Origin of the sequence: Candidatus Tisiphia endosymbiont of Empis tessellata, assembly GCF_964031035.1 — a bacterium.
Lineage (GTDB): Bacteria > Pseudomonadota > Alphaproteobacteria > Rickettsiales > Rickettsiaceae > Tisiphia.
This window is the reverse complement of the sequence record NZ_OZ034997.1, coordinates 90,005-103,313: the sequence shown is the minus strand read 5'-3', so window position 1 is coordinate 103,313 and position 13,309 is coordinate 90,005. Positions and strand designations below refer to the sequence as shown.

At 32.4% G+C, this 13,309-nt stretch carries 8 protein-coding genes; 6 read left to right on the top strand and 2 right to left on the bottom strand.

All coding sequences use genetic code 11. The features are described 5' to 3' along the window. Positions 1 to 434: 434 nt before the first annotated feature. Positions 435 to 1,577, bottom strand: coding sequence for a glycosyltransferase family 4 protein (locus AAHM86_RS00565; protein ID WP_342267896.1), 1,143 nt, complete (start codon positions 1,575 to 1,577; stop codon positions 435 to 437). Between the two features lie 89 nt (positions 1,578 to 1,666). On the opposite strand from AAHM86_RS00565, the gene AAHM86_RS00560 reads away from it, so the two are divergent. From AAHM86_RS00560 to AAHM86_RS00535, 6 genes are all read left to right on the top strand, one after another. Continuing rightward, positions 1,667 to 2,581, top strand: coding sequence for an NAD-dependent epimerase/dehydratase family protein (locus tag AAHM86_RS00560; protein ID WP_342267895.1), 915 nt, complete (start codon positions 1,667 to 1,669; stop codon positions 2,579 to 2,581). Continuing rightward, positions 2,578 to 4,935 (top strand): glycosyltransferase, encoded by a 2,358-nt coding sequence (locus tag AAHM86_RS00555; protein WP_342267894.1) that lies wholly within the window; start codon positions 2,578 to 2,580, stop codon positions 4,933 to 4,935. The genes AAHM86_RS00560 and AAHM86_RS00555 overlap by 4 nt, the downstream gene beginning before the upstream one ends. Positions 4,936 to 5,151: 216 nt before the next feature. Beyond that, positions 5,152 to 6,033 carry an Rpn family recombination-promoting nuclease/putative transposase gene (locus AAHM86_RS00550; protein ID WP_342267893.1) on the top strand — a complete coding sequence of 294 codons (882 nt, stop codon included), beginning with the start codon at positions 5,152 to 5,154 and terminating at the stop codon, positions 6,031 to 6,033. Positions 6,034 to 6,164: 131 nt separating this feature from the next. Next, complete coding sequence (locus tag AAHM86_RS00545) at positions 6,165 to 8,138, top strand: UvrD-helicase domain-containing protein (protein ID WP_342267892.1); 1,974 nt, start codon at positions 6,165 to 6,167, stop codon at positions 8,136 to 8,138. A gap of 156 nt (positions 8,139 to 8,294) precedes the next feature. Then, a complete protein-coding gene (gene aspS / locus AAHM86_RS00540) occupies positions 8,295 to 10,109 on the top strand; it encodes an aspartate--tRNA ligase (protein ID WP_342267891.1) in 1,815 nt (604 codons plus the stop codon). A 26-nt stretch (positions 10,110 to 10,135) separates the two neighbouring features. Further along, entirely contained in the window at positions 10,136 to 11,410 is a 1,275-nt protein-coding gene (locus tag AAHM86_RS00535; RefSeq protein ID WP_342268323.1) for an MFS transporter, read from the top strand. A 269-nt stretch (positions 11,411 to 11,679) separates the two neighbouring features. On the opposite strand, the gene AAHM86_RS00530 is transcribed toward AAHM86_RS00535, so the two are convergent. After that, positions 11,680 to 13,257 carry a lysine--tRNA ligase gene (locus AAHM86_RS00530; protein WP_342267890.1) on the bottom strand — a complete coding sequence of 526 codons (1,578 nt, stop codon included), beginning with the start codon at positions 13,255 to 13,257 and terminating at the stop codon, positions 11,680 to 11,682. Between the last annotated feature and the right edge of the window lie 52 nt (positions 13,258 to 13,309).

Sequence of the window (13,309 nt, the reverse complement as noted above, 5' to 3'; positions counted from 1 at the left end):
TATGTGATTTTAATTATTAAAATCACATATTGAATGATGAAAAAAGTTAAAATGCACTCGCGTCAGCCGCTTCAAGAGTGCATTTTTCCTTATAATAAAGCAAGTATCGATATAAGAATTATTAATTCTTATATCGAACTGAGGTTAAATAGTCATTACTAATTTGGGATCAAGGCAATAGATTGGCTTGCCTATGTCTAATCTCTTGATTGCTTCGTCACTGCTGCGTCGCAGCTCCTCGCAATGATGGTGGTACTCTTACTGACAAAATATTTGTGGGTAATGCTAAGAAATAGGCTTTTCGTAGTGACGTAAGTTTGGTATATAGTTAAACCTATTGAATTAGGTGATATAAATAGAAAAAATATCATTAACCTTTAAGAAATTATTGTTATATTCTTGTCACCTAATATTACAGGTTTTACTATAAATACTTATTCGGGGTAGTCGTAGAAATTAACCATCTTCTCGGATATTAATTGGCAATCATATTTTTCTAAAATATCTTGTCGAATTTTTTTACCTAGGTGTTTTCTAAGTAGAGGCATAGTGATTAATAGCTCCATAGCTCTTGCTAAATCTTCTGTATTTTGCGGTTTAACTAATAATCCGTTTATTTGGTCTTGTATTAATTCTCTACCACCTGGGGCATCAGTAGTAATAATGGCTCTACCATATGCCCCAGCCTCTAAAAGACTACGGCTTAACCCTTCACGGTAGGAAGGTAATACTGCAATATGTGCTTTTTTCCATATTTCTTCTATATTTTTCTGATAACCAAGATATTTGATATATCCTAGATTTTGATAGTCTTCTAATATTGATTGTGCTATTGATTGCTTATTATCTTTGTCAGCTTCGCCAACTAACCAAAACTCAGCATTTATACCTTTTTGTTTTAATATTTTTGCAGCATATATAAATTCATATATACCTTTATCAATAATCATTCTAGCTACCAATGCCACCACTATTTTACTACCTAGTGGTTCTAGAAGAAAAGGAAACTTTTCAGTTTCTATACCAACGCTGCATTGTTTAATAATTAAATTTTTGGGTGCTATAGCTAATTTTACCAGTAAGGCTAAATCATCATCGTTTTGTACGACAAATAACATACTTCTATAATATCCTATTATGGATATTATTCTAACTATAATGCTTCTAACTAATCTTAGCAAAAAATTGCTACTTATAAAAATTAAACCCATACCAACAAAAGTGTTAATAACTTGCGGTAAGCTCTTCTGTTTTGAGCATATACTGCATAAGAAGGCAGTTATACTCCCATAAAAAATTGGTTTTATAGTAAAATTATGCAATATATCCGGTTTCTCTTTATTTAATATGCTAATTAACTTGATTAATAATAGTAAATCAGTAAAAGGGTTGATACTTCCACGCTTTATTGAAATTGGAATTACTTGTAAACCATGCTGTTCTATCTTATCTTTGAATTCACTAATATTTGTTAACACTTTAACTTCATAGCCTTGCATTTTAGCAGTTAAAGCAATTGGTAGAAGATGGGCATAAAAGTGCCAATCTGTATTTGTGAAAATGATAATTTTTTTCATTTGCTTTTCTTAATAATAATTCTATAAATATACCTATAGAGCAAATACCCACTTAATTATATCATAAAAATTAATTGCACTAATAGCATATGTCAAATTATTTAGTTACTGGAGGTGCTGGCTTCATCGGCTCACATCTTGTTAACTTACTAGTAAAAGAAGGTAATCAGGTTGTAATATTAGATGATCTTTCAACAGGTAATTTCAATAATTCGTTTAATAAAAATGTTGAATTTGTTCAAGGGAATATCTTAGATCAAGATATTTTAGAAAAACTATTTAGAAATATTGATGGTTGCTTCCATCTTGCAGCGATAGCAAATGTACAGGAATCAATTGATAATTGGTATCACAATCATCAAGTGAATTTAACAGGAACTATTAATATATTTCTTCAGGCAAGTAAACAGAATATACCCGTTGTATATGCATCATCTGCTGCCGTTTATGGCACAGTAAGTGACTTTCCTTTACAAGAGGATGGTAAGGTAAACCCGCTTTCTCCTTATGCAGTGGATAAATTAGCCTGTGAGCTGCAAGCTAAGGTTTTTGGTGAGCTTAAATCTCTTAAAACCTGTGGTTTACGCCTTTTTAATGTTTATGGTAAAGGGCAACTTAGAGGTTCTGATTACTCTGGTGTAATATCAATATTTAAACAGAAAGTAGAAGAGGGTAAGGAGCTGGTTGTTTTTGGTGATGGTAATCAAAGTCGTGATTTTATACATGTTTCAGATGTTACCAATATGTGTGTTAGAGCCTTGTCTATTGCGAGTACCTCAGCCCCTATACTAAATGTTTGTACGGGACGTACCTACTCTATAAATGAACTTATTCAACTAATTAATAAGATTGCTATTGTCAAAGGAATAAAATATCTACCAACTCAGACCGGGAGTATAAATATTTCTGTTGGCAGCACAGAATTGGCTCAGCAACTTTTAAATTATATGCCAGTATATGAGTTAGAAGCTGGATTATTAGAGCTATTTAGTGTAAATTTATGAATTCAAAAGAAACCCTGATTTTAGTATCTGATATTAGGGGATGGGCTTTTGATAACGTCGCTCAATATGTTCAATCTTTGCTAAGCAACCAATATGATTGTCATATTATTTACAGCTGTGATTACAAAACATATAAGGATTTTTTAATCAAATTAAACCAATATACTTCTATTAAATTAATACATTTTTTCTATCGTGGCTATCTGATAGAATTACTAAGAAGCATAGCAGATAATTCTAGTAATAGTAAGGCTTCAGGAGAAATATTAGTAAATACTACCATTACCACTAGCATACCTGATCATCTATTTATTGAAAGTGAAATATTAAAAAATTTACCAACTTTCCAATTTATTGATAACTACTACACTACTTCTAAAAGATTATATGATATTTATGCAAATATCATAGATTATCCAAAGCCTTGGCAAGTAATTTATGATAATGTACTAATTCATGATGCGGAATCAAGTCATGATGAAGATCATGCAAGTTTAGTTGTAACATGGATTGGTAATAGTTCTTGGGGAAGTTGGTATAGTAGTACTCCTGATTATAAAGGTCTAAAAACAGTAATTATACCGGCACTAGAACAGATTGATAAAGATGGAATTCATATCAAAAGATGTATAGTGGATAAAAATGAGCGAATACGTTCTAAACAAGAAATTTGGGAAATTTTAAAAAGAACAGACATTTTGCTAATAGCATCTGTGCAAGAAGGAACGCCGCTAACCATTATTGAAGCTATGGCATTTGGTTGTGCAATTATCACTACAGATGTAGGTATTGCTAGGGAGGTGTTACCTGAGGTGCAACATGAATTTATAATTAACCGGAATCATACAGGATTTATAAATGCAATAAAAAAATTAAATGTTGAGAGGGAACTATTAGCAAAGATTAAACAACAAAACTGTCTGTCTTATCAAGAAATCTTTGCAAATAAAACTCAAATGCAAAACTTATGGTATTCATTTGTAGAAGACTCAGTAAACAATCATGCCAAAAAACAGATATTACAAACAAAACAACAAATTTTAAGAAATATAGAGCTTGTTAATAATAAAGATTCTTCCTTTGTAACGTATAGACTACTCTCAAGACTCCTTTCCTTACCCTTTCTTAAGAAAATAGCACGATTTCTTCTAAAATATTCTTGGGTTAAGTTGTCTGTTAGACGAATAATTACTATATTCTATTCTTTTTTTTCAAAAAATGACTATGATAATTTTAAAAATTTTATAATCAAATATCAAGGACAAAATCAAGATCGATGTCATTCCAGCAACGGCGGAAATCTAGAACCGCTGCCTCTAGGGCAAAAAGATATGGATGATATTTATGTAATTTATCCTAGCATTTTTCCTGGAGTTGCTAATTCCACTAAAGGATTATTTGATAAAACAATTCCTTTTCCTATGGGAAAACTCAACGTTTTGATAAGTTATATTAACTCGTATTTACCTGACAAAGTTATTACTCAAATAGCAAAATTACTTATAAAAACAGGTATTAAAAACTTAATTATATCTGGAGGGCTTGATGTTCATATTCAATTAGTAGAGAAGCTACATGAAATGAAAGGGGATAATTGTTTAAATATCTACTATTTATGGCATGGTTCTCCTGCCCAATGGGTAGGTATTGGTCATTGCCAAACTTTTTATAGATGGTTGAATTTATATAAGCAGCATAAAATTAAATCCATTATCACTCTGAAAAATGGTCTAGAACAATTTCTTATAGCCAATGGTGTACAATCTTATCTATTACAAAACTTCATACCATTGCTGCTAGAAAAAAAGATAATTTCCCGAGAAACTGGTAAATTTACAATTGGTATATGGAGCACATCAAACATATGGATTAAGAATCTCTACCCTCAATTTGCGGCGATAAGTATGTTTAAAGATCGAGTTTGTTGTTATACTAATTTCTCTTTTGATAACAATAAATATGCTTCTTGGATGATGGAAGATGTAGAACTTAAAGTCTTTCCTGAGAATTTACCACATAAAGAATTAATAAAATTGATGGCAAATACTAATTTAACTTTATACATTACTAATTCGGAATGTTCCCCTATGATAGTTTTAGAAAGCCTAGGTTTAGGAGTACCTTGTTTAGTCGGTCCTACAGCGGATGTTTATGATGATGAATTTTTACGTGATATGTTAACGGTTAACCGTGTTGACTGTCCGTTAACTATATTTAATGCCGTAGAAAAGGTTCGACAAAATATTGATATAATCTGTTCTAAGCTACCTGACTTCATTAAAAAATATAATGAAAAAGCTCTTGTTTTAAAAAACTCTTTGCTGACAGTTATAAAAGATAATCATATGAATTAACTATGCTTAACTTCAACCACATTGGTTAATTTAATAATGAAGCTAGTAGTACTATTGATTTTATGCTATATTAGCTTTAATATTAATAACTCTTCTGCTCCTACGAATTGTTTTTTGAAAATATCATAGCCTAGCATGCTCACCATTCATTTTCAAATCCAATTCGTAGGATCATTTGAGTATAACTGAGTACTACTAATAACATAAATAATTATTATGAGTAACGATAAACCGTTAATTTCCTTTGACTATGCTATTAAGTACCTTCTGAAAGATAAAGGCGATTATGCTATAGTAGAAGGTTTTATCTCAGATATTCTTAAGACCAAGGGTTATAAGGACGTTAAAATAGTAGCCTTACTTGAGACCGAGAGTAACAAAGAAGATAGTAAAAGCAAAAGAAGTCTAGCTGATGTAATTGTAGAAAACGAAGATCACCATAAATACATTATTGAAATCGAGCGTAATGTTAAGGATTCTTTTATTCATAAGGCCTGCTTTAACACCTCAAGACTCATCGTTGATAACCTTGCTCAAAGAGAAGATTATACCCAAATAATAAAGATATTTCATATATCCCTACTCTATTTTCCTATAGGAAATGGTAATGGAGCTATTTACCATGGTAAAACTATTATTCATGAGATAGAAACTAATGAAAGATTAAATGTGCATATTAAGAACATGGAGACTTTTGAGGTTTTTGATGCTACTGACATCCTACCAGAGTATTTTTATATATCAGTGCCTTTGTTTAATGATCGTTTAGAGAAAGAGATTGATGACTGGCTACATGTCATGAAATATGATAAAGTACCACCAAACTATTATTCGCCTTATATGAGCCAAGTAGCGGATAAGCTTAACATTCTCAAAATGATCAAAGAAGAGAGGGCAAACTACTCCTATTACCAAAAAAAACTTTATAACGATAGAGATGAATTGCAAGCTGCTGAAGCTAGAGGAGAAGCTAGAGAGAAAATTGTTATAGCTAAAAACTTACTTAAAGCTGGATTATCAATTGACGTCATTGCTGAGTCTACTGGTTTGAGTATAGAAGACATCCAAAAATTAACTCTTGTAGCTAATGAATCTTAAGTGTAGCTTATGGAAATTTTTAAAAATTGAGAATTAGCATAATAAGTTTTTGATGTTTCTGACATCATTATAAACAAAATATCAAACTATCTGACTATAACTCCACTAATCTACAATTGTAGTACTAAATCATGACACAACAAAGTTTCCTAAACTCATTAAATCCTCAACAACTGCTAGCAGTGTCCCATGTACATGGTCCTATTCTTGTACTTGCTGGAGCAGGGACTGGTAAAACTAAAGTGTTAACAACTAGAATAGCCAACATAATCCAGCAAGGGTTAACTCTACCTCAAAATATTCTAGCAGTTACTTTTACTAATAAAGCTGCTAGAGAAATGCAAGATCGAATCAACAAAATGATTGATTGTTATGGGCTAAATATAGGTACATTTCATTCTATAGCAGCAAGAATTTTGCGTCAGCAAGCAGAACATTTGAATTTTAGCTTGAATAGTAGGTTTACTATTATTAGCCCTGATGATCAACTTAAATTGGTTAAAGATATAGTTAAGCAGAAAAATATAGATACCAAAAAATATGTTCCCAAACTTTTACATATTATTATTTCATGTTGGAAAGATCAGGGATTATTGCCATATAAACTTTCTGAATCTGATATTAAGCTACCAATTCATAAAGTGGCTCAATTTGTCTATGACGAATATCAGCAAAATTTACTAGCATCTAATGTAGTAGATTTCGGGGATTTACTACTTTACAATAATGAATTGTTTATAAAAAACCCTATAATATTAAAGTATTATCAGGAACAATATAAATATATTCTGATTGATGAGTATCAAGACACTAATGCTGTTCAGTATCTTTGGGCGAGGATGCTGGCAAGTAGCTCAAAAAATATCTGCTGTGTTGGTGATGATGATCAATCTATATATAGTTGGCGGGGTGCAGAAGTTGGTAATATATTACGTTTTGAAAAGGATTTTCCAAATGCTACAATAATAAAATTAGAACAAAATTATAGATCTAGTTCAAAAATTTTATTAGCTGCATCAAGTGTAATTAACCATAATAAGAATCGTCACGGTAAAACATTATGGACTGATAAAAATGATGGAGAAAAAATTAAAATTATATCTTGTTGGAATGATAAAGAAGAAGCAAGATTCGTTGTATCTGAAATTAGCAAGTTAGTTACAGAAGGAAAGTATAATGCAGGATTAGTTGCGATATTAGTTAGAGCAGGTTTCCAAACTAGAGCATTTGAAGAAGTGTTTATTAGTAATGCATTACCATACAAAATTATAGGTGGTCTTAAGTTTTATGAACGAATGGAGATACGTGACTTACTTGCCTATATACGTATCACTTTAAATCATAGTGACAATCTTGCTCTTGAACGCATAATAAATGTTCCAAGGAGAGCAATTGGTAATACCACATTAAAACAAATAAAAGATTATGCGGTTGAACATAATATACCTATTATTGCTGCCATTCGTCAGATGTTACAAGCAGAAATTTTTAAAAATAAAGTCAAAGATAGTCTAAACAAATTTATTAGTAATATCGATAATTGGAGTTTACGATATAGAAATGACCCAGCTATTAATGTCACTAAGTCTTTACTAGAAGAATCAGGTTATCTTGAGATGCTACAAGAAGAAAAAACAGATGAAGCAACTGGCAGAATTGAAAATATTAATGAAATGCTTAGAGCAATCGTGGAATTCGATAATATTCAAGACTTTATAGAACATTCTAGTTTGGTAATGGAAAATGAGGAATTAGAATCAAATTTTGGTGGTTCTGTTAGCATTATGACTCTTCATGCTGCTAAAGGTCTTGAATTTGATCTAGTTTTTCTACCAGGTTGGGAAGAGGGGGTGTTTCCACATCAGCGATCACTAAGAGAGGGGGAAAAAGGTTTAGAAGAAGAGAGGAGAATCGCCTATGTGGGTATTACTAGAGCTAAGAAAGACCTGTATATTACTTATGCAGAAAGTCGTTTTATGTTTTATGAAATAATAAGATCCTCTCCTTCTAGGTTTCTTGGAGAAATACCAGGTAATGTTTGTATTAGAACTTCTTCAACCAAACAACTTAATTATTTAGGTACAAAACACAAAGTTTCTTTTTAATCTTTATAAAATTATTTCATAAATGGTATTAGTGTATTCAAATTTCATGATATATTGTTCTACAAGTTTTAAGAGAAATTTAGCTTGCAAGGATGAAGAAGCTTATTGCTTAATGGAGATATTTTTATATAATCCTTTCATTTTAAGAGATATAGAATGCATAAATACAGGACGCATAATTGTAATGAATTGCGATTAAAGGATGCTGGGCAAAGGGTAAAATTATCCGGCTGGGTACATAGAAGAAGGGATCACGGTAATTTAGTCTTTATTGATCTTAGGGATCATTTTGGTATAAGCCAGTTGGTATTTACTGATCAAAATCCAAGTTTAATGGATGATGCTAGTCGGTTAAGGTATGAATCAGTTATAACTGTTGTAGGTAAAGTGATAGCAAGGAGTGATGAAACAATAAACGACTCGTTAATGACTGGTAAAATTGAAATATTGGCAAGTGAGTTTATAGTTGAGTCTAATGCTGAAAATTTACCATTGTTAGTCAATTCTGATCAACCTGCCCCTGAAGACACTAGATTAAAATATCGCTTCTTATATCTTAGACGCGAGAAATTACATAATAACATTATGTTAAGATCGCAAGTTATTGCTCACGTGCGGCATCTGATGACGCAAAAAGGGTTTACGGAGTTTCAAACACCGATTCTAACGGCTAGTTCACCAGAAGGAGCTAGGGACTTCTTAGTTCCAAGCAGATTACATCCTGGTAAATTTTATGCATTACCACAAGCACCGCAGCAATTTAAACAATTGCTTATGGTGTCAGGATTTGATCGTTATTTTCAAATAGCCCCTTGTTTTAGAGATGAAGATGCTAGGGCTGATAGGTCACCAGGTGAGTTTTATCAGTTAGATGTAGAGATGTCTTTTGTTACGCAGGAAGAGGTATTTAATACCATTGAGCCGGTAATGTATGAGATATTCAGCAAATTTTCTGATAAAGAAGTATCAAATACACCTTTTGTACAAATTCCATATGAACAAGCAATGCTAAAATATGGTTCTGATAAGCCAGATCTTAGAAACCCTCTGATCATTGCAGATGTTACAGAATTATTTAGAAATTCTAACTTTGCTATTTTTAAAGAAAATATAAAAAATGGCTCTGTTGTTAGAGCTGTGCCAGCTCCTAAAGCTTCTGCTTTACCTAGAAGTTTCTTTGACAAAATGGCAGAATTTGCAACTTCCGAGGGAGCAAGCGGGCTTGGTTATATCCAGTTTCTAGAAAATGGACAAGCTAAAGGACCTATTGTTAAATTTCTAACAGATGAGCAATTATTGAATTTAAAGTCTTTAGCGAATCTACAAAATGGTGATGCTGTCTTCTTCTCTAGTGATAAAGCTGATAAAGCATCTAAACTTGCTGGCAAGCTACGAACTAAATTAGGGGAAGAATTAGACTTACTTAAAAAAGATTGTTTTGAGTTTTGTTGGATAACAGATTTCCCATTTTATGAATTAAATGAGCAAACCAAGAAAATAGATTTTAGCCATAATCCGTTTTCTATGCCACAAGGTGGAATGGGAGTGCTAGAATCAGCCAAAACAGTAGATGATTTACTAGCCATCAAAGCATATCAATATGATATTGTTTGTAATGGTATTGAGTTATCTAGTGGAGCAATTAGAAATCATAAACCGGAAATAATGTATAAAGCTTTTGAGATTGCCGGATACTCCCCGGAAGTTGTTGATAAAAAGTTTGGTGGTATGATCAGGGCTTTTAAATTTGGAGCCCCTCCACATGGCGGGATAGCCCCTGGAATAGATAGGATGGTTATGTTATTAACTGATTCAACTAATGTTAGAGAGGTAATAGCTTTCCCACTAAATCAGCAAGCGGAAGATTTATTGATGAATGCTCCTGATTATATTGATGAAAAAGCTTTAAAAGAGCTTAATATTAACTTAGCACCTTCAGTTAGAAATAAATTGTTAACTGAAGGCTCTTAAACAAAGTACTAAATTATGAGCCGTATATAGTGAAAAAAAAAACAAGAAATAAAATTATCGGAGCATTTCTAGGTACAATAGTTGAATATTATGATTATGGTTTGTATGGTTTCTCTGCTGGTATTATGGCAGCAAAATTCTTTCCAAATACTGATTATCTAACTAATCTAATAAATGTTTTTGCTATTTATGCGATAGCATATTTATCAAAACCTATGGGATCACTGATTTTTGGGCGTATCGGAGACTTGTATGGGCGTAAAGCTGCATTAAGTATAACCATCATAGGTATTGGAATACCTACGATGGTTATAGGCTTCCTGCCAGAATACTCATCTATTGGTGTGTGGGGTACAATAATTTTGACTTTTTGTCGCTTTATGCAAGGTTTTTTTATAGGTGGAGAATATGATGGAGCGGCTATTTATGTTATCGAACATTTAGGGGAGAAATACCGATATACAGCTTCAGCAATAACTCGTTGTACTGGGGTTGTAGGTTTATTACTAGGGAATGGAGCAACCAATTTTTTTAATGCCCATATTTTTCCAGATTGGAGTTGGCGTATTCCTTTTTTCTTTAGTTTACCTTTAGCTTTAATCGTTTTATATTTTCGCCGAACATTTGATGAAACACCGGAATTTAAAAAGAATCAAGACAGTAAAACGAAGACGCAAAGCTTAGCTATTTTAATTAAGAAGCAGTGGCGAGTTATTTTGATGGCAGTGTTTCTTGCTGGTGGATTTGGTGCGACTTATCAAATATCCGTTATGTTTATGAAACAATATTTGCCTATGATCCTACCGCAAACTAGTTTCATTATTAGTACATTTTCAGTTTTAATAACCATATGTTTTGCCATTCCTATGCCTATTGCTGGCTTGTTAGCAGATCGGCTTAGTCAAATGTTAGTATTTAAGTTTAGCTTATTTGGTACTATTGTATCTAGTCTATTATTTATTATATCCGTTAACTATCAGATGGTTAATTTAGCTTTGGGTTCTTGTTTAATGCTAGCATGTTTTGTTGCTCCTTTCAATGCTCTTTCGCATGGTATAATGACAAAAGCTTTTGCTGTCAATGATCGTTATCGTGCAGTAAGTCTTGGTCATAATATTGGGTCAATGTTGATGTCTGGCAGTGCTAATTCTGTTTGTTTAATATTAATGAGATACCTAAATTTTCAATTATTGCCAATCATATATCTTATGTTCTTTGCAATATTAGCATATTTTATGGCAAAATGTTTTGAGAAAGATTATAAAAACAAAATTAAGTTGCAAATTGATATCAATTTATAAAATTTATCTTTTATACTACTACAGTTGTAGTACTAGCGTCAAAACAATATCATCCCACAACTGTTGAAAGTTAGTAAATACAGCTTCTTTATACGTCTATTAGCGAGGAGGCGATGGAATCGCCAACGCGGCAATTTTGTTGTGAAGTAGGGACAAGTATTACTTCAAAAGATTGCTACGACGACGCTTTTCGCGACTCCTCGCTAATAGACGTATCTTTTAATAATTCTAAAAAACTTGATTATCGAGTCTTACATCGACACTTAAGATTAAACTAGTTTCTGTTGAATTAAATTTATAGAGTCCTTAATACCAAAAAGCTTAATAAAAGACCCAAGCCTTGGTCCTTCAGTTTGCCCAAGTAATATTTGATATAATTCTTTAAAATAATCTCTTAAATTATTATAACCATGCTTATTACCAATATCATAAATTTTTTCTTGGATTTGCTCGGAAGTAATATCTCCCGGCAAAACATTTAACATAGCGATAATTTCTTGTAAGATAATTTTTTGCTGATCATTAGGAACTAAATAGCACTTATTAGTTTTAATAAAGTCATTATAATAACGAGTGGCAAAATCTGTCAAATGATCAAGGTACGGGGCATTTTGTTTCGTTGCACTCGGGGCGTACTTACTGATAAATCCCCAAAGTACCGATTTATCTTCAGGATTGCAAACCGATGCTAGGTTAAGCAATAAGCTAAAACTAATACCAAAAGTTTCAATAATAGGCACATTCCCATGATGAATATGGTGTACTGGATTGGCAAAACGCTTTACTTGATCTGTTTCTAAGTGATATTTTTTATTGAAAGTAATATATTCATCAACATTTTTAGGTATCACATCAAAATGTAAACGTTTGGCTCTTGTTGGATTTTGGTACATAAATAACGACATACTTTCCACCGGTGCATATTGCAGCCATTGATCAACAGTAATGCCATTGCCTGTAGATTTAGAGATTTTCTCTCCGCTTTCATTAAGAAATAATTCATAAAAAAATTGTACTGGTGGAATCCCCTCTAAAATTCGACAAATCTCAGAATATAACCTAGCATTAGGCATATGCTCCTTACCATACATTTCATAATCCACTTGCAGGGCAGCCCACCGCATACCCAAATCAGGTTTCCATTGCAGCTTACAATATCCCTTTGTCACAGGAACTTCCACAAACTTCCCTTCATCGTCTTTATAGGTAATAGTAGCGGCTAAGCGATCGATCTTTGCAATAGGTACTTGTAGTACAATACCGGTTTTTGGACAAATTGGCATAAAAGGTGAATAAGTTGCCTGTCGTTCTTCTCGAAAAGTTGGTAACATTAGAGCCATTATTTCATCATATTTGTCTATGACTTTAAGCATCATCTGATCAAATAAACCGGATTTATAACATTCTGTACTACTAAAAAATTCATATTTGAAGCCAAATCTATCTAAAAATGAGCGAAGCTTAGCGTTCATATAATGTCCATAACTTTCACATTCGCCAAAAGGATCAGGAATAGATGTTAAAGGCTTGCCAATATGTGATGCCACCATATCAGGATTTGGGATATTATTTGGGACTTTACGCAAACCATCCATGTCATCAGAAAAACAGATAATCTTAGTTGGGATATTGGATAGTTGTTTAAATGCTTCTTGCACCATTATAGATCTAGCAACTTCTGCAAATGTACCTATATGTGGTATCCCTGACGGTCCATAACCAGTTTCAAATAATACATAACCTTTAGCTGGAGTTTTGCTATCCAGTTGATCTAATATTTTTTTTGCTTCTAAAAAAGGCCAAGCGTTTGACTTAACAGCATCTTCTAAAATTTCTAATTCTGACATCTATAATATCCATTTCTATATAGTTTAATTTCGCATATTGAGTATAATATAC

What these genes read in the sequence shown, in the direction of transcription:
- AAHM86_RS00565 (WP_342267896.1), bottom strand. Translation starts at nt 1,577, where the DNA reads ATGAAAAAAATTATCATTTTCACAAATACAGATTGGCACTTTTATGCC.
- AAHM86_RS00560 (WP_342267895.1), top strand. Translation starts at nt 1,667, where the DNA reads ATGTCAAATTATTTAGTTACTGGAGGTGCTGGCTTCATCGGCTCACAT.
- AAHM86_RS00555 (WP_342267894.1), top strand. Translation starts at nt 2,578, where the DNA reads ATGAATTCAAAAGAAACCCTGATTTTAGTATCTGATATTAGGGGATGG.
- AAHM86_RS00550 (WP_342267893.1), top strand. Translation starts at nt 5,152, where the DNA reads ATGAGTAACGATAAACCGTTAATTTCCTTTGACTATGCTATTAAGTAC.
- AAHM86_RS00545 (WP_342267892.1), top strand. Translation starts at nt 6,165, where the DNA reads ATGACACAACAAAGTTTCCTAAACTCATTAAATCCTCAACAACTGCTA.
- aspS (WP_342267891.1), top strand. Translation starts at nt 8,295, where the DNA reads ATGCATAAATACAGGACGCATAATTGTAATGAATTGCGATTAAAGGAT.
- AAHM86_RS00530 (WP_342267890.1), bottom strand. Translation starts at nt 13,257, where the DNA reads ATGTCAGAATTAGAAATTTTAGAAGATGCTGTTAAGTCAAACGCTTGG.